A 26,909-nucleotide genomic window follows, 5' to 3' on the forward strand; every position below is an offset into this window, starting at 1 on the left:
TACGTTAGGGCGCATGACCCCCTCCTGGCCTTCGGCCCAGGAGGGGGAATGCGCGGGTGGGTTGTTCAAATGCCTTGTCGGTGTTTGCGATCATGGCGATATGTTTGGCGGCATCCATCGTTAGATGATACTCAACCCCCGGACGACCTCCCTTCGTGGAGTTATTCGGAATTTTCCGAAAAACTCCGTAATGCCTGTGTTCCTTGAGCCTGGCTCTCTTGAACTGGTCTTTTATCCAGTCCGCAAATTTGTCCCTCGATCCTAGGAATCCGTGCAAATCCCGCGCATTACACACCAGGTGCTCGATTCCGCCGATCGTCGCGGTGAACACGGGAATCAGTGGTCCGTTCCAGAGGGGTGCCTCCGCGGTTGTCGCCCCCGACTCATGGATCGGATTGCGTTGCTCGCTCGTCCGCCCCGGCACCGACGGCGGCATCGACATTCGTTCGAGCGAGGGCAACAGCTCAGTCGCCACCCATCTGCGAAACTCCTGTACTGCTTTCGGATTCTGGCCCGCGCGAATCAGTGCGCGAAGACCGGCCTCATCAACCACGGTCAGTTCCGTGGGACCGCTTGGTTCCTTCTCCAGGACGGCTGTACTTTTTTGGCTGTCGTCGATCCCGGCCAGCGCCGTCTGGCAGTCGCCAAGGCCGAGCGCGGCGCACACATCCACGGCCACGAACCAATTCCGCCCTTCACGACGGAGCACCCGCACGTCCAGATTGCCACCAAACGAGAAGGCTATCGCCGTCTCCAGGAAGACAGCGTTCGTTTTCACCCATCGTCAAGCCCCCTCCGTTTCGGTTTCTTTCGCCTTCGCCGATACCCGCTGCGCCGCCGCCTGCATCGCCTCCATAGCGGTGAACCGCGTGCCGCGCGTCTGCTTGTCGTAAGCCACCAAAGCATCGCGAATCCCGATCAGGAGGTCCATCTGCTTCCGGATATCGGCGAAGGCTGTTTCCACTTCCGTCACGAGTTTCGCAACCCACTCCGGCTCACCGTTTAACATCCGGTCCAAGGGATATTGGTAGCTGCGGCCGCGCGCGTAGGTCTTCCGCGCGATCGACCGCCGCTGGCCATCCAGGCGCATTACCCCCATTTCGTACCACTCGATGGAAAAGGCGCCGGTCTCCCGCACCTTGAGCCGCACCCCCAGCGAGCCCCGGGCGTGCAGCTTCTGGCCCACACGCCCGTCTTTCAGTCTGGCCCAATAGTCGTCGACCAGGAACTTCGCTTCCTTGCGCAGCGCGTCGAAGCGCTCCGCGAGCCAGACATAGGCCGGCTCCGTGCCGGTCACGACAGGCGGTTCTGGTTCGGTCCCTTCGCGCTTTTGAACAAGGTTGGAATGATTCATCGCGTCACCTAACTGTCCTATCTGGTTGGAACCACCCCATTCGGTTCCAATGGGTTTTCCAGCACCGCCCCGCGCGTTTGCCGTCGCGTTCACAATGTTTGGGAACCGGCATGGCCCTGACAACTTTTGTTGCCTTTTCACCCGCTTCGAGGCGGCTCCCTTACGACCCTAACGCCCAATCGGCCACTTGCAAGGGCGTTCTCAAATCGGCCGTTGACGCATCCTCCTTTCAATACTCAGGTCTATTCGCCCGGTTCCAACGACGTGGATTTTCGGACGGGCGCTCGGCAATCGGTCCTTGCCCCACGGTTCTCACAATGCGTTCCGTTCAAGCTTGCGATCGGCGGAAAGGCGCTGTCCAAAACACGATACCCCACAGGATGAAAAGCGGCGCTGCACAAAAACGGCAAAATCGGAATTTTGTGCAACGCCGCCCGGATCTCCCACCGCTATAGTGATCGGAACGTGCGACGACGTCGGAAGACGCCGCTGGAGACGATTTTCGACGTCTCCCGAGTCCTTTGGCGTCCGTTGCCGTCGCGCCCGCCAAGCGCGCGAGAGAACAGGGCGTCGCGCCGACACCTGTCAGCGGGTTTCGCCGCGTGTCGACACCAGTCAACTGTTCACGGAGATTTCTTGTGATGATCCGTCTGCGCGTCAGACCCCGCCGTTCAGGGCGGGGAAGGATAGCGCGGCGTTGAGCGGACGCAATGTCGGCGGAACGCCAAGGAGAGGCTTAAGGATTTTCCTGATTAGCGATGAACTTCAGCCAAGCGAATTTGCCACTCGGGTCGAGGCTTAGCGAACGCCGCGGCGCGCGCCAGCCGTTGAAGCAGGGTTTTGAGATTGAAACGCCGATTGAAGCGGTATTGGAACTCGGCCAGGTACCGCTGGGCGTATTTCTCGAATTTGAACGCGTGATAGGTGCCGGAAATGGCTGTCTTCAGGTTGCTCAACAGCGTATTTACCCAATGGAACTCCGGATGTTGCGCCGACTGCCGCCCAGAGCCCAGGATCAGGCGATGATGGCAAGCGACGACCTGGTGCAGCCTCCGAAACCCGCTCAGGCCATCGGTGAGTGCGTAGGTCGACGGGGCCAAGGCGCGTTGGGCCCAGACCGCGATAGCCTGCTGCGTGAACGGCAGGGGATCGACGCGCAGGAACAACGGACGCCCGTCGTCCGTGGTTTGTACCGCCATCACAAAGGCCAACTTGTTTTCGGAGCCACGCCCCGGTTTCCCCGGCCGCTCACCGCCCAGGTAGGCATCGTCGATCTCGACCCGCCCGGCCAGCTGCCGATCCGTTTCCCGTTCCGCCATCACCTGGATCAACTTGTGCTTCACCAGCCATGCCGTGCGATAACACACCCCGAGATGGCGCATCAGTTCCAGTGCCGAGACATTGTTCTTGGCCTGGGTCAGGAGATACATGGCCAGAAACCAGGTGGTCAGCGGCAGCTTGGTCGCTTGGAAGATCGTCCCGGCGATCAGCGTCGTTTGGCTCCGGCAGTGTCCGCATTGCCAGTATTTCCGCCCGGTCCGTTCGAACACCGTGTGGCGCGCGCCGCCGCAGACCGGACAGCGGAAACCGTCCGGCCAGCGCAGGGCCTCCAGTGCCGCTTCGCACTGCGCTTCACTGCCGTATTGCGTCAGAAACTCGGCCAACGACAAACCCTTTTGAAATTGCACCCGGTTCATAGGCATGGGACACCCCGCTTGTGATAGATGCCCATAGTCTAAGGACCCTAGCGGCTCACTATGTGAGCCTGTACTGAACTTCGTCGCTAATCAGGAGGATTTTTTAAATTAGCACATCATGAATGTCGTTCAGCGCGCCTACCGCTATCGTTTTTATCCGACTGCAGAACAGGAAACCATCCTGTCGCAAACGTTCGGGTGCGCCAGGTTCGTATACAACCATTTCCTGCGGGTTCGGACGGATGCGTTCTATCAGGAACAGAGGCGGATTGGGTACAACGAGACCGCCAAGTTGCTCACGAAATTGAAGCAGCAACCAGACATGGCCTTTCTGCAAGAAGTCTCGAATGTCGTCTTGCAGCAATCGCTGCGAAATCTCGACGCGGCATTCAAAAACTTCCTACAAGGTCGGGCGCAATATCCGACTTTCAAGAAGAAGCACGGCAAGCAATCCGTTCGCTACACGAGATCGGGGTTTCGCTGGAAGGACGGACAGATTTATCTCGCAAAGATGGATGAGCCTCTGAATATCCGTTGGAGCCGTTCATTCAAAGGGGAACCATCGTCCGTTACGGTCAGCAAAGACACGGTGGGTCGGTATTTCATATCGATTTTGGTCGAGGAAGAGATCAAGCCGTTACCGGTCGTCAACAAGATGGTCGGTATCGACTTGGGGCTGAAGGATGCTGTCATCCTGAGCGAGGAGGAGAAAATCCCCAATCCCAGCTATCTGCGCAAAGCAGAACGCAAGCTGGCCCGCGCTCAGAGGCGTTTGGCGAAGAAGCAAAAGGGGTCCAAGAACCGCGCTAAAGCTCGCCTCAAAGTGGCCAGGCTTCACGCGAAGATCGCCGACAGTCGCAAGGACTGGGCGCACAAACTCACATCACGGCTGGTGAACGAGAACCAAGTGCTGGCCGTGGAGAGTTTGCAAGTCAAGAACATGGTCAAGAATCCAAATCTCGCAAAGGCCATATCGGATGTGGGCTGGGCCGATATAACCCGGCTATTGGAGTACAAAGCCAATTGGTACGGGAGGACCTTTGTTCAGATCGACAAGTTTTATCCGTCGAGCAAACGCTGCTCGACCTGCGGTCACATCCTCGACACGCTCACGCTGGACGTTCGTTCATGGACCTGTCCGGAGTGCGGGGCCGAGCATTGCCGGGATGTCAACGCCGCCAAGAATATCCTGAGTGCAGGACTGGCAATACTCGCCGGAGCCGACGCGCTCAGGCTGCACGAGAAAAGTACCGCGGGGCACGCGGGAGCTTAGAAGCCTGTGGAGCTTGGGTAAGTCCTCGGCGGTTGAGCCAAAGAGGCACCGGGCGATGAAGCAGGAACCTGGAAGGCGACAACCAGGAATCCTCGGCCTTCAGGCCGGGGAGGATGTCAATATTGGGGTGGATGTCGGGTACGGAAATGTGAAATACGCCACGCGGCGCAGGGACGGTACCCTGGCCGCCGGACATTTCCCCTCGATTGCAGCCTTGTCCGTCACCCCCGAACTCAGCGATGGGGCGACGGACGGACTGAACGCGTTCCGGGTCGACGTCGGCCAGGAACATTACGTGGTCGGCGAGGATGCCGGGCTTGCCTTGGCCGGCCACGAATCCGGGCGGATCCTCAACCGCGCCTACCACGAATCGAAACCGTTCCTGGCCTTGTTTCGCGGCGCCCTCGCCTACCTCGGAAAACCGTCCGAGGTCGATCTGCTCGTAACCGGGCTCCTGGTGGAGTCTGTGCGCACCGGCCGGGAGCGGCTGGAGGAACGCCTGACGGGCGAGCACCCCTTGCCCGGCGGCAGCGTCACCCGCATCAAGCAAGCCTGGGTACTCCCCCAGCCGGTCGGCGGGTTTCTTCATCATGCGATCGGTCAGGGTGTCTATCAGGACCTCCGCGACAGCTTTTCGGTCATCATCGACTGCGGGTTCTTCACGGTGGACTGGATCACCGCCAAGGGACTCAAGGTCGCCTTCGATCGGTCCGGCAGCACCCCGGGCGGGGTCTCGCAGATCCTGGTCAAACTAGCGCAGGCGATAGGCGACGAACTGGGGGAACCCTTCGCTGACGTGGCCCGGCTGGACGAGGCTTTGCGGAACGGTCACCGTCTGGACTTATACGCCCGCCCTTTCGATTTCAGCCATTTGTGGCCGAGAGTGCGCCCGGTCATGGACCAGGTCTGCCAACGCCTTCTCGACACCGTCGGGACGATGAGCGATATCGGCGCCGTGGTTCTGGTCGGCGGCGGCGCTGCGCTCTATCAGGAATCCATCCGCAAGATTTGCAAACGAAATCCCCTGGTGCTGGTCAAGAATCCGATGTACGCCAATGTCAAGGGTTTCTACCTCGCCGGCGAGGAAAGGCTAAAAGCCCATGGCTGAGCCGATTCGCCTCAACCTCTTTATCGATCCGGAAGCGGATCCCGAACTGTATCGCTACCTGTCGGCGCTGCATCCGCGCCGGCGCTGCGAGCGTATCCGTTTTCTGGCCGAACAGGGCTTGGCGGCGGAGCGGACGGGCACACCGCTCCACACCCAGGCCGCCGAGGCACGGAACACCGGAGTCCGGAAGGCGGCGACCTCGGGTTCCCCGGATCTCGGCAGCGATCTCGCTGACTTGTACTAAAGAACCGCTTTTTTGGAATCTTTTGCAGCGCCGGCGCGCTGCATTTCTTGGAGAATCCCCCATATGCATCGGCATGTAACCCGCCTCTGGTTGGCGCTACTCGTCCTCGCGGAGCCTTCGGCCCATGCCCTGGATCCTTCATCCGGGGACGGGCCGTCTTTTTTTGACGATCACGCCCGCGGCTGGTTCTGGTACGAGATCACCCCCGAACCTGTCCCCGAAGCCAGACCGGAACCCCCGCCGAAACCGCCCGAACCGCCACCGTCGCCGGCGCCCGTGTCGCCCCAAACCGCTCCATCCGAAGAACCCGCGCCCCTGTCCGCCGAATGGTTCCGAAAGAATCTCGAACGCTACCGGGACCAGGCCATCGACGACCCGACCCCGGAAAATGTCGCCGCCTACTATTACCTGCAACGGGTGATGATGGACAAGGCCCAGCGCTTTACGGACGTAGCGCGGCACGTCGTCATGTCCGATCCTTATCTGGACGAAACGGTGCGCCGGCCGATCGCCACCTATGCGGCCAACGAGGCGAACCGTCAGTCTGGTCAAGCGGCGGGCGAGCTGCTGAACGAGATCGCCACGCAAGCCGGGATCCTGTTCTTTTTCCGCTCCGACTGCCCCTATTGCCATATCCAGGCTCCCATTCTCGCCATCCTGGAGCGCAATTTCGGTTTCACGGTCTATCCGGTGTCCCTGGACGGGAAACCCATGCCGCACGGGTATTACCCCACATTCAAGCAGGACCGGGGGCAGGCGGCCCGCCTGGGCGTCGTCTCGACACCGGCGATCTTTCTCATGAAGCCTCCTCACGAAGTCGTCCCCCTCGCGCAAGGCGCGCTGTCCCTCGAGGAGCTGACCGGGCGCATCCTGCTCGCGGCCAAGGAATCCGGATGGATCGACGAAACGCGCTACCAACACACGCGAGGGCTCCGCCCGGCGCCCCTGCTCATGACCGATTCCCCCGGCATCCCCACCGATGCCATCAGCGATCCGGTTCGCCTGATCGAAGCGTTGCAACAACCCGCCGACCGAAGGAGTTTGCCGTGATGCCCATCCATTCGTTTCCGATGATTGTCGCGCTGATCTTCGCCCTGCTAACGCCACTCCCCGCCGCGGCGGATTTGCAGGACGAACTGGACGGCATGTTCGACACCTTGACCAACGTGAACGAACCGACCGCCCACCTCGGCCAGCGCCGCGGCGCCATCACCGGCGGCAGTCTGGTGTTGCGCAACGGCATTACCAACACCAACCTGGTGTCCTTCGTTCCGCCCTCCTTCAGCGCCGGCTGCGGCGGCATCGATCTGTACGGTGGCTCGTTCTCCTTCATCAACTTCGATCAGTTCGTCCAACTCCTCAGAAACATTGCGTCCAATGCCGCCGGTTACGCCTTTCAGCTCGCGCTCGGCGCCATGTGCAAGGACTGCCAGAGCGTCATGAACTACCTGCAGCGGCAAATCCAGGAACTCAACCAGATGTTCAGCAACTCATGCCGGCTGGCGCAAGGCATCGTCAACGATACGGCGCGGGCGTTCGAAGTGCAAAAGCACGTCAACCTGTCCGAGATCTCCTTCACCAAGGGCATCACCGACGTGTTTTCCGCTTTCACCAACGCCAGCACCGTCGGCGATCCGGTCACGCAGGTCAAGGACAACGCGCCGGAGGACATGACCAAGGTGATCCAGGGCAATCTGGTCTGGCGGGCACTGAAAAAGCACGACGCCGGCGCCTGGTTCCGGTTCGGCGGCGACGAGCTACTCGAAGCGGTGATGAGCGTGACCGGCTCGATCATCGTCTCCGAACCGGAAGCAGCGGCCGACGGCCAGGGTGAGAACACGCCGATCGCAACCCTCCCGGAGATCCTCTTGATCCGTCATCTCATCAACGGTTCGGGCGAGAATGAGTACCAGAAAGTCCGGGTCTATCGCTGCGACGGCCATGACGGGGACGAATGCCTCCATCCCGTTCCCCGGGAGGTTGCGCTCACAGGACTCCGCCAGCGGGTCGCCGAGATCCTGCTCGGCTCACCCAACGCGGGGGAGGGACTGATCCAAAAATTCGCCACGGGGGATGGGGAGCTGACCGACAGCGAAATGGCGTTCATGGAAACGGTACCGGACGCCGTCGGCGGCATGATCCGGAACCTCGCCCGCGAGGATGCGGGCATGGCCAAACTGTTCGCGGATGAGGCGGGGCCCGTGATCGCGCTGGAACTGGCGCAAATCATTCTTACCGACATGATGACCGCAGTCCGCGCGGCGGCAGCCCTGGAAGACCACGCCTATGCCAAACGGCTCAACGAAACCCTGGCGCAGGCCAAGGAATCGGCTGCCGCCGAGTACGCGGCCCTTTCCGGCCGGTACGGCAATCCGCAGACGCTGATGGCGTTCTATCAACACCTGATGAACGCCGCCAAAGCCCGGAACTATTGAGTCGCCGCCTCGATAACACAACTCGCAGAATCCATTCTGCTCGTGAATCGTTATCGTGAGACTCAACCAGCCCGCTCGAAAGAGCAGACGACGATGAGTGGAGCGCAAGCGACACACTCCGGAATGCTTCTCCAGTTCCGGACCCTGTGGGCGAAAGGCATGACGCGCGAGACGGTACAAGCGCCAAGCCTGAGCCTGAACGACCTCATCGCTCCGGGCGAGGAGCCCCTTACTTAACTGTGGTGAAAACCGATGAATCGAGTGTTTGTTTTAGACACCCGCAAGAAGCCGCTCATGCCCTGCACACCGTCGAGGGCAAGGCGGCTGTGTTTCGCAGGCAGCCGTTCACGATCATTTTGAACTACGACGTCGCTCCGAGCCCGGTTCGGGTCGAATTCAAGGCCGATCCGGGGAGCCGGACGACGGGCCTGGCCTTGGTGGCCGAGTTCGCGAAGCGGGGCCGGACGGTGATCTTCGCCGCCAACCTGCATCATCGCGGGCAGGCGATCCGGGCCAACCTGGAGTCTCGCCGTTCACGGCGCCGTGGGCGTCGAGGCCGCAAGACCCGTTACCGGAAAGCGCGTTTTTTGAACCGGGTCCGGCCTGCCGGGTGGCTACCGCCATCGGTTCAAAGCCGGGTCGATAACGTGGCGGTCTGGTATGGACGCCTGAACAAGCTTTCGCCCCTCTCTTCGGCGGCGGTTGAGACCGTGCGGTTCGACATGCAGGCCCTGGTCAACCCTGAAATCTCGGGCATTGAGTACCAGCAGGGCGAATTGGCCGGCTACGAGCTGCGCGAATTCCTGCTCGAAAAGTGGGGGCGTCGGTGCGCCTACTGCGGGAAGGAAAACGTGCCGCTCGAGATCGAGCACATTCACCCCAAGAGCCGGGGCGGATCGGATCGGGTGTCGAACCTGACGCTTGCCTGCCGGCGGTGCAACGAGGCGAAAGGGAATCGGCCCGTGGAGGCGTTTCTGGCCGACCGGCCGGAGGTGCTGAAGCGGATTTTGGCCCAGGCCAAGGCGCCCTTGAAGGACGCCGCGGCGGTCAACAGCACACGCTTTTCCATCGGCAACGTGCTCAAAGCGTGGGGACTGCCGGTGACGTTCTGGAGCGGTGGCCGGACCAAGCTCAACCGGACCAAGCAAGGCTATCAAAAAGATCACTGGATCGACGCCGCATGCGTGGGTGAAACCGGCGCAGCGGTGGCGATACCGGAGGGCATGAGGCCGTTGCAGATCAAAGCGACCGGACGCGGCATCCGGCAGGTGGTGCGGACGGACAAGCACGGCTTTCCACGCAACAAGGCTGGACGGTGCAAGCGGGTCAACGGTTTCCAGACCGGGGATTGGGTCCGGCTTGTCCAGCCGAAAGGCAAGTACACCGGCGAGTATTTCGGAAGGCTGGCTGGCGTACGTACTGATGGGCGCTTCGACATTAAACCGAACGGCAAACCGGTGACGGCGAACTGGAGAAACTTTTCCTTGATACAACGAGGTGACGGCTATGACTACGCCTTCGAGCGGGCGGCTTGAATCCCAACGGCGGCGAAGCTTGATCGAGGCGCGGGCCTTGCCGTGCTCCGCTGCGCTATGCAACGGCGCGGCGGGGTCGTTAAACGTCCTGGTTTAACTCCGAGGACACGCCATGTTTGAAATCTTTTCCGTCGGGGACTCCGCCTACCTGGAGGCGGTGCTGAATGCCGTCGCCATGATCGCTCAGACCGGCGACTACCGGATGGCCGCTTCGGTGGGCGCGGTCATGGGCGTGATTCTGGTCATGATCCGGTCGCTGGTTCAGTGGGACGGCCGCGGCATCCGCTACCAGGACATGCTGATCGCCGTGGTCTTGTGGATGATCATGTACAGTCCGGCGGTCCGGGTCTCCATCGAGGATGCCTACACCGGCGATGTGCGGGTGGTGGACAACGTGCCGCTCGGCCCGGCCGCGGTCGGCAGCATTCTGTCGAACATGGGGTACCGCACGACCCGGCTGTTCGAGCAGGCCTTCTCGCTGCCCACGATGACCGAACACGGGTTCGCCGACACCCTGACCACGATCACCGCCGTTCGGAAAAACCTCCTCTCCCGAATGCACCTGGGCGGCGCCAATGCGCCGAGCGCCGGGGGCGACGTCGAAAACAGCGTGATCAATTACGTAAAGGAGTGCACCCTCACCGGCGTGGATCTGAACCGGAAATCCATTGATGAAATCCTGCGGGACCCCGACCCCTTGAACGCCATCCGGTTCGACACGGCGATCTATACCACCGAGATCTATGTCGGCGGGCCGCCGCGCATCCTGACCTGCACCGACGCCTGGACACAATTGTCGGCTTATATCGACGACCGGTTCGTCCCGCTGCTGGAGGACTTGCTCACCGATTTCCTGGGCGTTCCGGCCCCCGCCGATGTTACGCCCAAGATTCAGGACGCGTTCGATGCCTTGGCTGGCGCCGGCGCGGTCGACGCGCTCCAGTACATGAAGATGGCGGCGATCCTGCCGATGTTCGAGAAGGGCGTGGTCGGACGCCACGAGGATGCCATGCACTGGAACAAGGCGGCCATGGTGGAGCAGGCGATCCAGCAGCGCAACACGCAGTGGGCGGCCGAGGAAACCCTGTTCAACCGCATCGTCCGGCCGATGATGGCGTTCATCGAAGGCCTCAGCTACGCCATCGCGCCGATCATGGCGTTCGTGATCATGCTGGGCGCCTTGGGCGTCCGCATGAATGTCGGTTACTTCTCGATGCTGCTCTGGATCCAGCTGTGGATGCCGATCCTGGCCGTGGTGAACCTGTTTATTCAGATGGCCGCCTCGTCCAAGCTGGCCGCGCTGACCGGCGCGAATTTCAGCCTGCCGTCGATGTACGGCATCTATAAAATGGACCAGGAGCTTCAGAACTGGCTGGCGGTCGGCGGCATGCTGGCGGCCTCGACCCCGGCCATCACCCTGATGCTGATCTACCGGGGCGCGGTCACGGCGACCCACTTCCTGAGCCGGATGGACGGCGGCGACCACGTGAACGAACGGATCGCGGCGCCGGACGTGATCGGCCCCGCGCCGGTGTTGAACCTTCAACCGATGCATCAACAGGCGCCGCTCTCCGGCGTCACGCTGCATGGCGCGGAACGCGTGCTGCCCACTTTCAATGCTGGGACCGACCTAAGCGCCTCGGTATCCTCGGCCTACGGAGCGATGGAGCAGGCGGCCACCAGTTTCATGAGCAACCTCCAGGCGACGGCGTCCAGGAGTCACAGCCTCACTACCGAGGGATCGGACCTGCATTCGCTCGCTGACAAAATTGCGAGCAGCAGTAGTTACACGGACAAATTCCTGCGGTCGGTCGGCGAGGACTTCGCGCAGCGTTACAGTCATTCCGGCATTTCCGGCGACCAGTTCGCCGCGGCTCTGGCAGGAGGGATCGGCGGCGACTTCGCACGGCACGGAAACGAATCCAGGGACCAGTGGTTCAAGCGCGTCCTGCCCAAGCTTTCCGGTCAACTCCAATCCGAATTCAACGTCAGCGATCGGACGGCGAACGAGATCGCGTCCGGCATTCTTTCCAAATGGGGGGAAGATCACGACTTCCAGACCGGCCTTGAGCGCAGCCTGGTCACCGACGCGCAGCAGAGTACGCGCGACGTTGCGGCTTTCGGTCTGCAAAGCCAGGAACTTTCGACGCTTCAGCGCAGCGCGACCGACGCGCTGTCGGCCTCGGAAACCTACAACGAGACCGTGACCACGCAACGGCGATTCGGCGCGCAGGCGGCGTTCGGGGCGGCCGAAACCGGGATGAAGATCGCCCGCGACGCGGGCCTCTTCGAACGGCTCAGCCGGACCCTCGACCGCTATGGCCTGGTCGGCGATACCCAGCGCCTGGCGGCCGAATGGCGCGCGATCGGGCTGATCGCCGATCGGGATCAGGCCTATGCCGCCGCCGGCCTATCGCTGCTGACCGGATTCTCGGCGCCGCACTTCCGATCGCTCGATGCCGAGGAAACCCGCAAGGCAGAGCTCGCCGGCTATCAACTTCTGGGCGACGTCTGGCACGCACCCTCGCCGGGCAACGATCTGAACGCCGGCCGCAACGCGAACCTCCGCGATGCCGCGCCCGCCTTCGACGATGTCCGAAGCCGCGTCGAGCAAGCCAACCTCCACGATCCCCGCGGCGAAACGGCCGGGATCGAGGACCGGGTTCGGGGCCGAATCCGCCAGGAGCACGCTCGAGTGGCGGGCGGCGAGGCGGCGGTTAAAGGCGCCTACCACGACAGCCGGGCCACGCTGCGCCGCGAATCCGATGAGGCCCTGCGAGACATCCAGGCGAGAAAGGCCGATTACTTCCGGGGAGCGATCGCCCGCGCGGCCAACGATTCCTCGCCGGCGGAGTTCGCCTACGATTATGTCGGCGGCGCCTTGTACAGCATCGGCAAGAGTATTTCGGGAATCGGCGCCGGCGCGAAGAATCTCGTCTTCGGCGGCATCGGAAGCGAGTTTGAGACGACTTACGAACGCGCGTTGCGGGACGGCAAGGGCAAGCTGGAGGCCGTGGGCGAAGCGCTGGCGACGCTGCCGGAAAGCGCTGCAACCCACTTTAAGGCGGGCATCCACAAATGGGCGGACGAGCGCGTCGCGGCGGTGGCGGATCGGCTGACGCCCGCTCAACAGGACTATTACCGGGCCGCGATATTTGAAACGTTCGCGGGACTTCCGTGGGCAAAAGCCGATCTCGGCACCGATATGATTGTCGGCATAAACCGGTTATTGATCGAATCCATGCCCAGTTCCGAGGTTTTCCGCAACGCCGAACGCGGCCTTCTACAGGAAAACCCGGAAACGGGTGAAGATATCGCCCAACTCCTGCGTCAGGCCGCGACGCAGCACCGTCCAGACCTCGTCGATCTCATCGGCAACTACAATCGAGCCACGGGCTCAACAGCAAGCGGTATTTCCGATCAGAGCTATCCCACCTTTGCACAGGAACGTCCCACCCCAGCGGATTTGATCCCGATCTTTCAAGAGATGGAAAGCCGGTACCGTTTGCCGCCCGGATTGCTGGAACGGATGGCGAGCGTGGAATCGTCCTTCAACCCGCTCGCCACGTCTCCGAAGGGCGCAGTCGGTGTAATGCAGCTGATGCCCGCCACCGCCGAGCGCTTTGGCGTGACCGATCGGACCGATCCGCGCCAGTCCATCGAGGGTGGCGCCAAGTACGTTCGGTGGCTGTTGGATCATTTCCAGGGCGACCTTGTGCGAACCGTTGCTGCGTACAATGCGGGCGAAGGCGCTGTCGAGCAATACAACGGCATCCCCCCGTTCCCGGAAACGCAGGACTACGTGCGCCGCGTACTGGGGAATCAATTGGCGGCAAAGCGCGATTAACGATCGGGGGGATGACATCCTTATAAATTTGTTTTATTTGGACAAGCGACTTTAGCTGTCGAGGCTAATCATCAAAAACAGAATGATGGTGGATATTGCCAGGAATAAATCGATATACGGGATCTGTCAGCAAATCAATCTCATTATCTGTTTTTTCCGCGAAAAATACTAAGTCTTCATCCCCACCTGCAAATCTTACTTTCTGACTTCGTATGTCCTTTTCGTCCGCATGCGTCCACTGCTCCGCTGGCCGGGTTGGTTGCGTGCTCTTCTCCACACCCAACAATCGCCATGCTAAAGTCACGATTGACCGGCAGAACGCGCGCACGAGCTTGATCAGAAAATCAGCGACAAAGCCGATCCAGAGAATGACCCCTATGCCCAAAATAAATTCGTTCTGGTTCTCGCGCGCCAACCAGAACAATACCACCGAGCACAGAACCACCCGCCAAAAAGGCGATCCGATCGACGCCCCGTCCCTCTTAATATGCTGTGATTGCAGTGCTGAAATCTTCCCGTTCGCCCGGTCGACTTCAACCAAGGACGCCGGATCCAGTCTGACGTTGACCGCACGCGGCCCTTTCTGGTGATCCTGTGGATCGAACAGAACGAAAGCGCCGGTTTTCGGCGTGAAGCCTGGCGCAGCGTCGGCGAAGTGGAAGAAGCGGTCCACGCCATCTCTACCGGTGATAAATCCGTAGCCCTTCTTGTTTGAGAACCACTTAATCACACCGTTGCTTGGAAGGGTGTCTAACGTGCCTAACTGAGCGGGATCCGGTTTGTCCATTGCACCAATCCACAGAACTTCGCCGTAACGACAATCAGAGTAAAACCCTTTTGGGAATGAGGGCAAGCCGCCCATCCCCTTTATTTACATAGTACGACGCCGAGGCGGCGTCGAACCACGGGGCCAATTGTGGTCCGCGCCGGCATATAGTAACATATCTACATAAATGATTCCGAACAGCGTTACATGATGACCATCACCACTGTATCCAGTCGAGAGTTCAACCAAGACGTAACCCGTGCCAAGAGGGCCGCCGAACATGGCCCCGTCTTCATCACAGATCGGGGCAAGCCATCACATGTGCTGTTGAGCATCGAGGAATACCGCCGCCTCACCGGTAAGCGCCGGAACATCGTTGAAGCGTTGTCGATGCCAGGACTCGCCGATATCGAAATCGAGTTTCCGCGCTCGCGCGAGCTTCCCCGACCGGCGGACTTTGATTGATGTTTCTGCTCGACACTAATGTCGTTTCCGAACTGCGCAAGGCCGGCGATGGCAAGGCCGATGCCAACGTCACGGCGTGGCTGTCAGGCGTAGACGCGGCGAGCTTATACATCTCCGCCATCACCGCCATGGAGCTTGAGCTAGGCATTCTCCGCGTCGAGCGACGCGACGCCGCTCAGGGTGAGAAACTACGCACGTGGATGCGCACCCGCGTTCTTCCCGAGTTTGTCGAGCGGACGTTGCCGATTGATGCGGCTGTAGCGTTGCGCTGCGCCCGGCTTCACGTACCCGATCCGCGTTCCGAACGGGATGCGTACATCGCGGCTACGGCGCTCGTCCACGGTATGACCGTTGTAACGCGGAACTTGGCCGACTTCGAACCGACTGGCGTTCGCCTTCTCAATCCTTGGAACAAGGCCTGAAGTGCGTGAGCCATAGCAGAGCGCCAAGTACGAGTGACTGCCAAACGCGTTCTTCAATCGAACTAACGGCTTGAGCTGGCAAGACCATTATCGGCCGTCGGTCGCCGATTCCGGACGCTAAGCCGCCATCTCATCATCCGCAGGCGCAACATCGCCTGCGGTCTGAGGAAGCTCGCTATCGAGCACCGGCAACTCCACGACATCGTCGCCCATCGAAAAGCTGGCGCCCCGTCTCTTCGCAAACCCCAACGCGCAGTATTGGCATACCGGCGGAAGTTTGCAATCCTCGATGACCAGATACTCGCCGTGGCAATCCGGACAGTGGCGGAGATGCGCCAGGCCGCAGCGCAATGCTTGAGCGAGCACCCAGGCTTCCGTGATATTGGCGGGTCTGACTTTGCCGAACGGACGGCGGAACCGTAACGCGTTCGGATAGCACTCATGAAACAGATCCCAGGCCGCTATCACCGCCTTGGCATCGACGCTTTGCCGGTTGTCGAGCGCGCTTGCCTTCAGGTACAAGGACGCAAACGCCGACAAATAAACCATGGATGCCCGATTATTCGGGATCGACTGGATCCTGGGGCTCGGTCCCGATGGCGGTCCTTCCCCTTGGTGAATGCATCGGTGCATCTCGCGCAGTTCCTCCACCGTGAGACTCCTGACCGCTTGAAATACGTAAGGAATTCTCAGTCTACGGACAATCAGCTCGCATGCCAGTTTCTGGTCTGCCAGTCTATCGGTGAAGCTGAGTGATTCATCACACATGCGAAAACCTCCCGGAGAACTCGGGGTGCCGTTCAACTGGCAGCTAGTTCATTGGCGGGCGGGAACGCCGTTGCTGCCGCCCCCGACCAACAGAATGAGCCGTCTTGCGCTGTCCTCATCACTGAGCTTACTGCCGCCCATCAAGATTTCCCGCCAGCACCCGGGGGCGAAACGCGGCGCAAAGCACAGCATGTCCCTCTGAGCGATGGTTTGCAGCCGCCGGATAGGAATGGCCGGAAGCAAGCGGACGGCATCAGGTGTCAGACCCAGCTTGACCATGGCCTGATGCGGGCGGCCGGACATCACCATTTCCCGGGCTTTGATCAGGTATCCAAGATTCATTTCGTAGATGTCAGTGTTATCGGTTTCCATTTCTTCACCTCCTAAAACAACTTAGAACAGCGTTTTCAGCAACGCCGCAACCGCCAGGACCTTCCGTCCATAGCGAAGCGCGGCATCCACGTTCTCCCAACTGTGGTATCGGCCGATACCCAATACGAGATTGCCTGGCGTGGAACCGATGGCCTCGGCCAGCACGTCGGCTCCGATGCGGATATTGGTCGTGGGATCCAGCAGCTCCTCAGGCTGCGTGACACGATGCCCGTTCCAGCGGACACTGACCTGCATCAGCCCGACGTCGATATTCGAACTACCGTTGGCCAATGCAGTTTTCAAGATGGTGTGAGCTTCCGCCCTGGATTTCGGAAGGATCGAACGCCCCGCTAGGTTGAGCGCCCACGGCCAGGGCTTTGCGAGGGACTGATGGATGCGTTTTGATTCCATCAACGCGACGGCGTAGAGTATGTAGGGATCGAGACAGCGCGATGCGGCGATCTCCCACCAGATGGTCTCTTGAATACGGTGATCGCCAACCTGGCGTATGTCGGAATCCGCCTCCCCGATTTCCCGTATTTGCACCGGATCCTGAGCCCAGTTGGCCAGTGGGAACAGGAGAAAAGCCATTACAGCCGCGCATGCGCGGCTTCTCTTTCCATGGCGCGCGCATGGCAGGCGAAACAGGATCGATCCAAGAATCCAAGCGTGACTCAGAAAACGTTCCCCACCCATCCCATGTCCCCAGTAATCGACTACTTTGTCCGTTTCGGACAATCAGGCATGACTTGCCCTAATTTCCTTCTATAATCAAAAACCGTTAGGCGTGTAAGGTCGGAATTTACCACAATAGAAATTTAATACAATTATTTTTATTTGTGAATTTTTGTATATGACGACATCTCAACCTTCCCGGTCTCAGTCGGATGCCGCTATTCCTGGCTTGAGTGTACTATCCGACGACGGTCGGATCATTACCGGCCGAATGGCGGTCGCGGACTGGATCGCCGTGCTCAACCATCCCCGCCAGCGGGATAGCGATCGCCATGCCCGCGCTCGGCATTGGGCGGAGGCTCGGCACGCCGAGGGCGCCGTCCTCGATCATCTCGGGCATGTGAAAGCCGCTCTGCTGAATGGCGTTCTGTACAAAATCGATGGCCACACGCGAGCGCTGCTGTGGACACGAGGAGAACTGCCAACCCCGACCGAAGTGCACGTGACGGTATATCGTGTCACCTCGCGCGCGGAACTGAATGCGCTCTACGGAACGGTCGACGCCGAATCGGCCGCTGAAAGACAACAAGACAAGATCTCCGGCGCGTACCGGGAAAGCGGACTCGTTCTCACCTCCACCCGTCTGAAATCCGGCATGATCGGGTCCGCGCTCAATATTGCCTTGCGCGGCCTCGTGCGCCGTAATCAGCCACGCGACGCCAAACCCATCGACGTTTATCGGGCCGTTCACCTGTTCCGACAGGAATTGGAGATCCTAGACCGTCTCGATCCTCCGAACGACTTGTTCCAAACGGGTCTGATCGCCGCTGCATTGCTTATGCTGGCGTTGAAGCCGCGCTCCGAAGATTTTTTCCGTGCCGTGGCCACGCGATCCGGCAACATGCGCGGCGGCCGCGCCGATCCGGTTCAGGCGGTCATCGAACTCGTGGCGCCTTTGCTCAGAACCGGACGAGCGCGAAATCAATTGGAGCAGGAAGACCTGTGCGCTCGGTCTCTTCGGGCGGCAAAAATCTGGTTAGGCGGCGAACGCTCGCGCGATTACTGGATGCTGAACAAACCACGCGCGGAAACCATCTTGGACTATTGCCAGAAGGTAAAGGCATTAAAGGGTGTGTCACTCGATGATCCCGATCTCTGATGGGTTCGTGCTCAACGCCAACTCGGCGATGGACGGCGGACCCGCCAAGCTGAAACACCATCAATCCGGGCTGGACCGCGCTGCCAGGCCTCTTTCCAATGGCATGCGGCGTCAACCGTGCGGTGGTTGAAGACCCTGGGTTGCCTATTCCTTTTATGTTTCCTCGCGCGCATCCCGGCCGGTGCCGCCGCGCCACCCATTGCCGTTATCGTCCCGATAGCCGAAGAGCCTGTCGGCCGGTTGTATGAGTCGATTCTGTCCGGCATCCGGACCCGATCGTCAGCCGAGGTGCTTAGGATCAACCCCCGTACCGAAGCGCGGGATGCCCTGACCTGGGTTGCCGGCGTTCATCCAACAGCGATTATTTTGCTGGGCCGGCCGGTCTACGACCAGCTTTATTCTCGATTGGCGGCTGTTTCGACGGTTCCCGTGCTCGTCGGCGGTGTTTTCTTTCGGAGCGGAACGGAGTCACCGGAAGGCATCGATTTAACCATTGAGCCGCTCGCCTTCCTGTCCCGGGTGAAGCAGCTGATGCCCAATCTCAGACGCCTTTATACCGTCAAAACACGCAGTGCTTCGCCGATGCTCGTTGATGCCGCACGTCGTGCGGCCAATACCCACGGGTTGGCGCTTGATATGGTCGACGGGACTACTCCGCAGTCCGAAGGGCTGGCGTATTGGTCCGCGCTCGACCGAGCCAAATCCGGCGAAGACGCGGTATGGATCATGCAAAATACAAGTGTGGTCGAAACGCTGTTTCCGCACCTGATCGAACGCTCGTGGTATCGAAAAATTCCGCTGTTGTCGGTTAGCGGCGAGCATGCCGAGCTCGGAGCCCTCATAGCCGCTTATCCGGATTACGAGGCCATGGGGGCACGCCTAGCTGAGCTCGCCCTCAATAAACTCCATTCACAAGGACCACGGCGTGAAATGGTGAAGGATCTTCGATTTTGGATTAACGACCGGGTGCGTGCACACCTCGGCATTAATCTGCCCCCTGCACTGGCTCCTGAAGTGACACGAATCCGTTAGCTGGAAGGTTGCATCTCTGCAATGGTATGCGAAAAAACCTCACAAACACCCTGAGACCCGCCACCTAAGATCGACCATGCGCAAGCTTCACCGACAGCCACGGCCCATACAACGTGAGTTGATGATTCCAGCACTCGGCGCTGTCCTGGCTACGAGTACGATCTCAGCTGTCCTCTCTCTGATTTTACTCACGGCGCAGCTGCATACGTATTACCTGGACCAGAGCCTCCTTAGCGCAAGATCGCTCGCAGACTCCAGTGCTGCTGTATTCATTTTAGGCTCGCGAGATCTCGCTGAACGCGTCGCTGGCGCCGTCGTAACTAAAACAGATGTTTCCGGAATCGCATTCTTCGGCCCAGACGGTGAACTCCTGTTCGAGCCTTTCGGAGACGTTACGTTACCATCGCCTCTTACAATCGAGCACCGCTCAGATCCATACCTAACATCCGAAACCTCCGCCAACTGGTACCTCATCGTACCCGTCGATGCTCGCCAGTCCGGTCACGCAGCCGATGCTCCCGCAACCGAACGACTCGGTTACCTGGGCATCGCCGTACCCAAACAGCCGCTGCATCAAATGCTACTGCTGGTGACTCTAATCACAGGGGCGGTCTCCATACTCGTGTGCTTTCCAGTGCTTGCCTGGCTGAACCGCCGTATCCGCCGAATGGTATGGGCGATCACGACGCTGTCCGATGCCGTGCAGCGCATCGACCCCGCTCGTCCGTCCACCTCGCTGCCGTCCTGTGACGGCCCCAGGGAACTGGTACTGATCAACCACGCTTTTACCGGACTCCTTAAGGCCATTCAACGCCACCAGGGTTCGCTGGAAGCGTTGGTCGAACTGAGAACTCAGGAGCTGCGGGAAGCGCGCGATGCGGCGCTGCGGACCGCCCAGTTTCGAGCCCAATTCATGGCGATGCTGAGTCATGAGATGAAAACTCCGCTCAACGCCATCTACGGATTCGCGCAATCAATCGCCGATGACCTCGTATTCTCGGACGATGGCCCAGCCGCTACGCGCACCCGAAACATTCTCCTCAACGCCCGCAAGCTAACGGACTTGGTAACACAGATCCTGGAGATCGCGCGCATGGAGGAAGCGAAGACCGAACTCCAGCTCGAAGCGGTCAACGTCACTGAAATCGTCCGGCAGGCCACCGATGCTTTGAAACCCTTGGCGGAAGCCAATCGCAATCACGTCTCGATTCGCTGTCCGGAAAAGCTGAACGCGGTGTTGGATCCCCAGAAGTTCGAACGGCTTCTTATGAACCTTGGAACCAATGCCTGCAAGTTCACCGAGTGCGGTCAGATCCGCATTGAGGTAACCCTTGATGATGATCATTTCGAGGTCGCTGTTATCGATTCCGGCATCGGTATCGATCCCGCCGATCAAGAATTGATCTTCGAACCATTTAGACAGGTCGATATGAGCCATAAACGTCGCTATCCCGGCACCGGGCTTGGCTTAGCGATCAGTCGCCACTATTGTGACATCATGGGCGGGCGCCTGACGGTATCAAGTACGCCAGGACAGGGATCGACCTTCACCGTCCGGCTGCCACGGCGGGTCGATCAGATTGCAGCCGCGGCACGATCTGAATCCGGCACCCGCCTTGCGGTCGCAGCAACAATCCAGAACGGGGATTTACCCGATAGTCGCATGGTACATAGAACTCGAAGCGCCGCAGCAGAGTAACAATGCTTTGCAGCAGAATTCGATTGGCTAGATGTAAGCCGAGACACATATGACGTCCGCTGCCGAAAGGCACAAATGAACAGACCCCCGGCGCACGTGCCCCTGGCCCAAAGCGCGCCGGATCGAAACGCTCCGGATCCGGCCAGATATCAGGCAACCGCTGCGTTATATAAGGGCTCATCAGGACCAACGAACCTCTGGGAATCGCGACGTCGCCAATCCTATCGTCGCTGACCGCATACCGGAGCAGAGCGATTGCCGGCGGGTGAAGTCGCAATGACTCCTGTACGATGTCCCATAAGTACGGTAACGCCTCGGCATTAATCTCGTCCTCCCCCCAATTCAGCACGTCCTTCCTGGCTCTCTCTGCAATATCCGGATGCTTGGCCAGTTCATACAACAACCACGTGAGCGCAATAGCCGTTGTCTCCTGCCCGGCGATGTACAGCGCGACGATTTCGTCCCGCAACAATTTTGCATCCATCGAGCAACCCGTGTCGGGGTCGACCGTTTCCCGCAGAAGGGCTATTAGACCCTGTCGCGTGCGAATTGCCTGGGCGATGAGCGGATCCACCACCCGGTCAACGGTTTGGATCGCTCGTTGGAAGCGCCAACTGGACGGCACAGGAAGCCAGGAAAATATCGGCCCCATGAGCGCTCGTCCTAGCGTCTGGACGAGAAACTCCTGGTGCACCACATGAATCGCTTCGATTACCTCCTGCGCAGCCTCAGTTTGACCTGCCTCCTCTCCAAACAAGACCGATGTCATGATGGCCTGTGTGAGGACCGCGCACTCGACTTCGACCGCTAGCCGCTCACCGGCTTTTCGGTCCCAAGCGTCCGCTAAGTCGACGAGTTTCCGGTCGATGAGATCGGCCCATTGTTTAACCGCCGCATTCGTAAAGTGCGGCTTCAACATCCGCCGCTGACTCGCCCACGCCGGACCATCGTTGTTCACCAGGCTGTCACCAAAAACACGCTTGGTTACGCTGGCAAATCGATTATTAATGTAAACGCCAGCCTGCTCGCGCTGATAGACGTGCCGCACGTGCTCCGGGCGTGTTACCAGAAACGCTCTGTAGGGTCCTAACCGAAACAGAGCAGGGCAACCCTGCTCGGCCAACGATTGAAAGAAACCCGGCAAGTCGGTCATGAGCCGATAAGTAGCACGAAAACTGTTCAGCCTGTGAACCTCCCTAGAATCTCACTCGAACCTGCCCCAGAAAACTGCGCCCGGCCAGCGGAATATCTGTTACGAACGGATCCTCAGACAGTGCAGGCTCCCAGATGTCCGCATCGAACGCATTCTCGACCCGAAACAATACATCCAGCCCTCTCAGGACTTCCGTCCGAGTAACCGTGAACCCAACGCTGAGGTAATCCTTGACCGGATTTTTGCTTACACCAGTGGCGCGTGGTCGGTCGGCGACCGCATTCAGGCGGGCGTCAAACTGCCAGTGCGTCATAGGATTCCAGTGCAGGCGAGTATAGACATGATGACGTGGTAGTGAAACCAGACCGCTCGGCAATCGATTATCCACAGGCTGCTGATGGGAGTAGTTCGTGAACCATCCGAGATCGTCCGTCAATCGAAAAGACGCAGCAAACTCAAAACCATAAACCTCGTAATCACCGCTGTTTCGAAAATTTTGTAACGCGGGGGTTGCGACGGGCAATCTCTCATTGACGATGAGGTTCTTCAAATCGGACCAAAATCCGCTTAGCTCTACTCGGTTCGTGCCGAAGCGCTTCTCCACACCGATTTCGACCGTATCAACTGTCTCCGGATCGAGCAATTGCCCTTGGATGAGTTTCGCACTGCCGTTTTCGAGGAAGCTTGGCGGCCTGAACGCGCGTCCATAGCGAAGCGAAGCGGTTATGTCGTGACTCAGGTCGTACATTACGGACAGCCGAGGACTAACGCTCACGCCCACATCGGAATAGCCATCGAAACGGACGCCAGCCGTCACCACCCCATCGTCAAAGGCGCGCCAATCGTCCTGCAACAGCCCGTAGATAATGGTGCGCTCGCGAAAAGCCGAGAGCAGATCGGGGCTGACAGCGGACACGGGCTGAAGGCCGCCCAGCGGCATCAAACCGCCCGTTATCGGATCTGGCGCGAAATTGATCCGGCTACCCACTTTGTCGGTCCATTGGTGCGCAAAACCGATTTCGGAACGCAACGTGTGTCTTGGAAACCCTCGATACAACAAGCTCACCCGAGAACCGACGGTACCGATCTGGGTACTAACCGATTGCCTGACACCGTCGGCAAATGCTCCGAACGCACCTGGCGGAAATATCTGAAAAGAGCCGTCGTTATCCAACCATGTAATATAGGTATTCCAGGTAATCAAGGATGATTTGACCTGGTCTTGGTAGGTCACATCCCCCACATAGAAATTGTTGCGGAGTCGACCGTTGGGATCCAAGGTATCACCGATGCCAACGCCGACTCCCGCATCCCGAAAGCCTTCGTAAATTCCGCGAATCCGCCAGTGATCCGAAATTCCCACATCAAAAGAGGCGACTACCTCGTCGCGACCGACATTGAGCGCTCCAGACGACAAGGATGCCGACGACCCAAACACGGCATCCAACCCGGTTTGAGCATCGGTGGGCACCCGTCGGTTTGGCCCGTTCGTGCTGCGCCCGTAGGCAAAGAACGACGCGTCCACGTCGCTACCCTTGTGCCCTTTGGTCAGCCAGCCTGAATAAGTGTCAAAGCTGCCAACCGCCCCCCCAAGCTCGCCAATCATGGTTTCGTCAGCGTTCTTGGTGACGATATTAATTACGCCGCTGAGCGCATTGCCGCCATGTACCGCTGAGCCAGGCCCGCGGATGACTTCGATCCGAGACATGGCTTGAACCGGCATGTTCCAGATGGAAGTCCGTCCGCCAGTCACCGCGTCTTGTATAGGAACGTTATTGACCATGACAAGGATTTCGGCATTATTTTGCGTCGCGACGCCGCGAACCCCGTATATGGTCCGAAACCCGACCGCATTACTCACGTGGAGGCCAGGCACAGTCTCGAGTACGTCATCGACGGTCTGGGCGCCCATCGCCTCCATTTCCGCCCGGGTAATGACCGTAGCCGCAGATGGCGCATCGGAAAGCGGCTGCATGTAGCCGGAAGCGATCTCAATGGCTCGCGCCGATCCCAATTGCAGGAGAAGGTCATCTTCTTCGTCTTCGGCTGCTACGACGATTGGGATCATGAGCAGTGCAAGTACCGTCCTTAGTGCTCTCATTGTGTGACTATGGTAACGTTCTACTTACAATGTTAGCCGATCAATCAAGGACTGAAGAACTCGTGCGAAAAATAATCGACATCAACAGGCTGAGCCCGCTCCGACGTGAGCGTATCTTGATCTTCGGGAATGAAGACGTCCTTCAGACTATGGCGCTGAAGGCTCTGCACGAGTCTGGTTTCAGACGGACAAAGTGCTGTTCCGGCCTGACGGAAGCCGTAGCGATTCTCTGCAATCATCTGGTACACGCGCTGATTGTGCTGAGCACTGGCGACCAGGTCGATCCGCTGGCGGTGGTCCGGCTCGTACGGAGCGGCTTTTTCGGCCCCGACGATATTCCGATCGTCACCGTAACGGATTCGACCACCTGTATGGTGGTGGCACCACTCATTCCGGATACCGGTGCGGTCGCCCTCGATATCTCGGACACGTGGCGGTTAGCGACAGTCTTGGATGACGCCCTGCGCCAACGAGCGCATCCGACCGTTTTGAGCGTAGATGATGATCCCGAGACGCATGCCACCGTCTCGGATGCTTTGGACGAACTCTACCGCGTGTCTTGCGCGTCAAGCGGTGAGGAAGCGCTAGGTCTGCTGAAAGATCGCTCGTTCGATCTCATGCTATTGGATTTGATGCTCCCCGGGCTCCAAGGCGATGAGATCCTGACTCGCCTGCCCCACTCTGCGCCGCCCGTCATCGTTGTGACCGGCGTGGATTCGGTCGATCGATTCAGGTGTTTGATGACTGACGGCGCCTATCACGTCATCGAGAAGCCGATTGACTATGGCGGATTGCGCCGCACTTGCGCAGCCGCTCTCCGAAGTGGCCGCGTCTCCGTGCTATCAAAAATGACCATCGGATTGGAACGTTCGTTCAACAGTGTGGCAGAACTGCTGATCGGTGCCCACGATGCGCTGGAAACGGGACGAACTGGACGCGCAAAGGCTCTCCTCGCCGAGGCTCAGCAGTTGCTACCTCCACTGGTGCGCTCCGCTTCCTTGGATGATTTCCTTTGATCGCGCCGCGGATCGGACATAGCCGGAAGCCAGACCGGACCAAAAACACCGAACAATTGACCCGGCGTTGCAAATAATCGCCAAAATTGCAATTTTCTGCAGCGCCGGCTGACTTCAGCGCTGCCATAATCACCGCTGGTCTTTTCTAGGCGGATCCCATGCCCAAAAGCTGGGAATCCCGGTCTTCGTGCCCGAAACTGCAAATTTAAGGATTCCAACTCCGACTCTTGTAAAATCGGCAGGGGAATCCGGTGACACTCCAAATCCTCCGTCTACGGAGAAAAAAAGAATGTGTTACAACGGAGCCTATAATCGATGAACCAATTAACGGACACCAGTCCCGGCGGTGATTTACCGTTTCCCCCGCGCAAGAAACCGATGAACAGTTCCGCGTATAACAACAATCAATTAGATCTTTTCCAGACGTTCCTCTGCAACCCCAACGAACGCGAAAGACTTTCTAATACGATCGATATTTGGGATTCGATCCCGCGGTATTCGATTTCCCGCCAAGAACAAAACAAGCGGCGCGATGCGAACGGCGGATTGCCCATCCTCGCAATTCAATTCGAATATCGTGGCCAACCGTACATAGCCAAGATCCAACCTGCGCGTATCGAAGAGCCCGATGGAGTTACGCGAGATTATTACCCAAGTGCTTCCGAGGAATTGGTCGAAGATGCGCTCCGAAAAATCGCACTCCGCCAAAATCAAGGATTTTTTGAGAAAGACAAGTACCGGAGCGGCGTCGCATTTTCCCTTTATGAACTACGCGAAGAATTATCGGCTCGCGGGCACGCGCGCTCTTATCAACAGATCATCCAAAGCCTAACTATCTTGCAGAAAAGCCACATCGAACTCCGAGTTGGCGAGGGGCGTGGTGAGGCGTTCCTTGCCGCCAATTACTTGCCCACGCTGTCTGCCGTTTCGAAGAAGCGGCTCCTTGAGGATCCTGGCGCACGATGGATTGCTCAATTTCATCCACTGGTCACACAAAGCATCGATCAAGTAACCTACAGGCAATTCAACTACGAGGTCATGATGTCGTTACCGACTCAACTGGCCCGCTGGCTGCACAAGCAATTGTCGATCAAATTCACCTTCGCCGGCCTCGCGTCAAAACCTTTCGAGATGCGCTACTCAACGATCAAGCGCGACAGCAATTTATTGAACAGGGGCCGCGAAGTCGATAACCGCCGTGACGTCGACGAAGCCTTTGCTGAATTAGTTAAGATGAAGGTACTACGCGAAATTGAAAAGACGAGCATCACGCAAGGAAAAGGCAAGGTCGTCGAGGTAGTTTATCAGCTGTTTCCGTCCCCTGAATTTGTTAAAGAAATGAAGGCGTCGAACAAGAGGGTTCTCAATTCCAAACCGGCCGCTACGGAATCACTACGGTAGTTTTAGGACACAGCAGACCGAAATTCCGGTAGTTTTAGGGCATAGCAATCAGTAGCTATAGGGCACACCAGAAACTTATCCACAGCCTGTCATCCTGGCCTTCGGTAGCTCTAGGACACAGCAACGTGAATTCTCGGTAGCTTTAGGACACGGCAGAGCAATTTTTCAGTAGTTATAGGGCACAGGGTGGTCGATTTCCGGTAGTTTTAAGGCACACCGGAACAAGCTCAGACATGGGATACACCGAAACTCGGTAGTTATAGAACACAGAAAACGGAGGTTCTTCTCGATAAATCATAAACTTGCGACCTCTTATCCTTTTAACCTTTTTTTAATCTTTTTGTATTAACCTCCATCTTCGTCCCCTCCCCTGTCCCGCAAAATCCC

Annotated in this window: 23 protein-coding genes and 1 pseudogene; 15 read left to right on the top strand and 9 right to left on the bottom strand. The window is 58.9% G+C overall.

Annotated elements, in window-relative coordinates; all coding sequences use genetic code 11:
- Positions 1–4 precede the first annotated feature (4 nt).
- The 3 genes from ACR2TX_RS00340 to ACR2TX_RS00350 all read right to left on the bottom strand — a co-directional run bounded on the left by ACR2TX_RS00340 (position 5) and on the right by ACR2TX_RS00350 (position 3,057).
- Positions 5–778 carry an antA/AntB antirepressor family protein gene (locus tag ACR2TX_RS00340; RefSeq protein WP_086135701.1) on the bottom strand — a complete coding sequence of 258 codons (774 nt, stop codon included), beginning with the start codon at positions 776–778 and terminating at the stop codon, positions 5–7.
- Between the two features lie 6 nt (positions 779–784).
- The gene (mobI, locus tag ACR2TX_RS00345) at positions 785–1,354 is read right to left on the bottom strand and encodes a conjugative transfer protein MobI(A/C) (RefSeq protein ID WP_205781165.1); all 570 of its coding nucleotides are present in this window, start codon (positions 1,352–1,354) and stop codon (positions 785–787) included.
- Between the two features lie 752 nt (positions 1,355–2,106).
- Positions 2,107–3,057: an IS1595 family transposase gene (locus ACR2TX_RS00350; protein WP_434129768.1), complete on the bottom strand. Its 951-nt coding sequence runs from the start codon at positions 3,055–3,057 to the stop codon at positions 2,107–2,109.
- 112 nt (positions 3,058–3,169) lie between these two features.
- Between ACR2TX_RS00350 and tnpB the strand changes: the two genes are divergently transcribed.
- From tnpB to ACR2TX_RS00390, 8 genes are all read left to right on the top strand, one after another.
- Positions 3,170–4,324, top strand: coding sequence for an IS200/IS605 family element RNA-guided endonuclease TnpB (tnpB, locus tag ACR2TX_RS00355; RefSeq protein ID WP_086132921.1), 1,155 nt, complete (start codon positions 3,170–3,172; stop codon positions 4,322–4,324).
- Between the two features lie 55 nt (positions 4,325–4,379).
- Positions 4,380–5,432 (top strand): PRTRC system protein D, encoded by a 1,053-nt coding sequence (locus ACR2TX_RS00360; protein WP_086132922.1) that lies wholly within the window; start codon positions 4,380–4,382, stop codon positions 5,430–5,432.
- Positions 5,425–5,676, top strand: coding sequence for a hypothetical protein (locus tag ACR2TX_RS00365; RefSeq protein ID WP_086132923.1), 252 nt, complete (start codon positions 5,425–5,427; stop codon positions 5,674–5,676). Before ACR2TX_RS00360 ends, ACR2TX_RS00365 begins: the two co-directional genes overlap by 8 nt.
- A 63-nt stretch (positions 5,677–5,739) precedes the next feature.
- Entirely contained in the window at positions 5,740–6,726 is a 987-nt protein-coding gene (gene traF, locus ACR2TX_RS00370; RefSeq protein WP_086132924.1) for a conjugal transfer protein TraF, read from the top strand.
- A 20-nt stretch (positions 6,727–6,746) separates the two neighbouring features.
- Complete coding sequence (locus ACR2TX_RS00375; protein WP_434129771.1) at positions 6,747–8,111, top strand: conjugal transfer protein TraH; 1,365 nt, start codon at positions 6,747–6,749, stop codon at positions 8,109–8,111.
- A gap of 93 nt (positions 8,112–8,204) precedes the next feature.
- The gene (locus ACR2TX_RS00380; RefSeq protein ID WP_168183695.1) at positions 8,205–8,348 is read left to right on the top strand and encodes a hypothetical protein; all 144 of its coding nucleotides are present in this window, start codon (positions 8,205–8,207) and stop codon (positions 8,346–8,348) included.
- A 2-nt stretch (positions 8,349–8,350) separates the two neighbouring features.
- Complete coding sequence (gene iscB, locus ACR2TX_RS00385; protein WP_240506750.1) at positions 8,351–9,646, top strand: RNA-guided endonuclease IscB; 1,296 nt, start codon at positions 8,351–8,353, stop codon at positions 9,644–9,646.
- A 112-nt stretch (positions 9,647–9,758) separates the two neighbouring features.
- On the top strand, positions 9,759–13,493 hold the full coding sequence (locus ACR2TX_RS00390; RefSeq protein WP_240506752.1) for a conjugal transfer protein TraG N-terminal domain-containing protein: 3,735 nt from the start codon (positions 9,759–9,761) through the stop codon (positions 13,491–13,493).
- Positions 13,494–13,557: 64 nt separating this feature from the next.
- Here the strand turns inward: ACR2TX_RS00390 and ACR2TX_RS00395 are convergent, their stop codons facing one another.
- Positions 13,558–14,280, bottom strand: coding sequence for a cold shock domain-containing protein (locus tag ACR2TX_RS00395; RefSeq protein WP_086132926.1), 723 nt, complete (start codon positions 14,278–14,280; stop codon positions 13,558–13,560).
- Between the two features lie 186 nt (positions 14,281–14,466).
- Here ACR2TX_RS00395 and ACR2TX_RS00400 point away from each other — a divergent pair, with 186 nt between their 5' ends.
- Entirely contained in the window at positions 14,467–14,724 is a 258-nt protein-coding gene (locus tag ACR2TX_RS00400) for a type II toxin-antitoxin system Phd/YefM family antitoxin (protein WP_240506754.1), read from the top strand.
- Positions 14,724–15,146 carry a PIN domain-containing protein gene (locus tag ACR2TX_RS00405; protein WP_086132927.1) on the top strand — a complete coding sequence of 141 codons (423 nt, stop codon included), beginning with the start codon at positions 14,724–14,726 and terminating at the stop codon, positions 15,144–15,146. The genes ACR2TX_RS00400 and ACR2TX_RS00405 overlap by 1 nt, the downstream gene beginning before the upstream one ends.
- Before the next feature lie 117 nt (positions 15,147–15,263).
- On the opposite strand, the gene ACR2TX_RS00410 is transcribed toward ACR2TX_RS00405, so the two are convergent.
- From ACR2TX_RS00410 to ACR2TX_RS00420, 3 genes are read right to left on the bottom strand one after another with little or no spacing between them, the layout of a single operon-like run.
- Positions 15,264–15,914 (bottom strand): FlhC family transcriptional regulator, encoded by a 651-nt coding sequence (locus ACR2TX_RS00410; protein ID WP_139840973.1) that lies wholly within the window; start codon positions 15,912–15,914, stop codon positions 15,264–15,266.
- Positions 15,915–15,962: 48 nt separating this feature from the next.
- On the bottom strand, positions 15,963–16,286 hold the full coding sequence (locus ACR2TX_RS00415) for a flagellar transcriptional regulator FlhD (RefSeq protein ID WP_026608621.1): 324 nt from the start codon (positions 16,284–16,286) through the stop codon (positions 15,963–15,965).
- Between the two features lie 21 nt (positions 16,287–16,307).
- A complete protein-coding gene (locus ACR2TX_RS00420; protein WP_086132928.1) occupies positions 16,308–16,877 on the bottom strand; it encodes a transglycosylase SLT domain-containing protein in 570 nt (189 codons plus the stop codon).
- A gap of 313 nt (positions 16,878–17,190) precedes the next feature.
- On the opposite strand from ACR2TX_RS00420, the gene ACR2TX_RS00425 reads away from it, so the two are divergent.
- The 3 genes from ACR2TX_RS00425 to ACR2TX_RS00435 all read left to right on the top strand — a co-directional run bounded on the left by ACR2TX_RS00425 (position 17,191) and on the right by ACR2TX_RS00435 (position 20,851).
- On the top strand, positions 17,191–18,120 hold the full coding sequence (locus ACR2TX_RS00425; RefSeq protein WP_139840974.1) for a hypothetical protein: 930 nt from the start codon (positions 17,191–17,193) through the stop codon (positions 18,118–18,120).
- Between the two features lie 117 nt (positions 18,121–18,237).
- A complete protein-coding gene (locus tag ACR2TX_RS00430) occupies positions 18,238–19,152 on the top strand; it encodes an ABC transporter substrate binding protein (protein WP_086132930.1) in 915 nt (304 codons plus the stop codon).
- A gap of 121 nt (positions 19,153–19,273) precedes the next feature.
- Positions 19,274–20,851, top strand: a complete 1,578-nt coding sequence (locus ACR2TX_RS00435) for a sensor histidine kinase (RefSeq protein ID WP_168183696.1) — start codon at positions 19,274–19,276, stop codon at positions 20,849–20,851.
- 10 nt (positions 20,852–20,861) lie between these two features.
- Here ACR2TX_RS00435 and ACR2TX_RS00440 read toward each other — a convergent pair.
- Together ACR2TX_RS00440 and ACR2TX_RS00445 are read right to left on the bottom strand one after the other, a co-directional pair.
- Positions 20,862–22,004 (bottom strand): annotated as a pseudogene (locus ACR2TX_RS00440) (cytochrome P450); the annotation flags it as partial.
- A 43-nt stretch (positions 22,005–22,047) separates the two neighbouring features.
- Positions 22,048–24,072, bottom strand: a complete 2,025-nt coding sequence (locus ACR2TX_RS00445) for a TonB-dependent receptor (RefSeq protein ID WP_168183697.1) — start codon at positions 24,070–24,072, stop codon at positions 22,048–22,050.
- 95 nt (positions 24,073–24,167) lie between these two features.
- On the opposite strand from ACR2TX_RS00445, the gene ACR2TX_RS00450 reads away from it, so the two are divergent.
- Together ACR2TX_RS00450 and ACR2TX_RS00455 are read left to right on the top strand one after the other, a co-directional pair.
- Positions 24,168–25,121, top strand: a complete 954-nt coding sequence (locus ACR2TX_RS00450; RefSeq protein ID WP_434129778.1) for a response regulator — start codon at positions 24,168–24,170, stop codon at positions 25,119–25,121.
- Positions 25,122–25,436: 315 nt separating this feature from the next.
- Positions 25,437–26,522, top strand: coding sequence for a hypothetical protein (locus ACR2TX_RS00455; protein ID WP_086132935.1), 1,086 nt, complete (start codon positions 25,437–25,439; stop codon positions 26,520–26,522).
- Positions 26,523–26,909 lie beyond the last annotated feature (387 nt).

Source organism: Methylocaldum sp. GT1BB, assembly GCF_051027545.1.
Lineage (GTDB): Bacteria > Pseudomonadota > Gammaproteobacteria > Methylococcales > Methylococcaceae > Methylocaldum.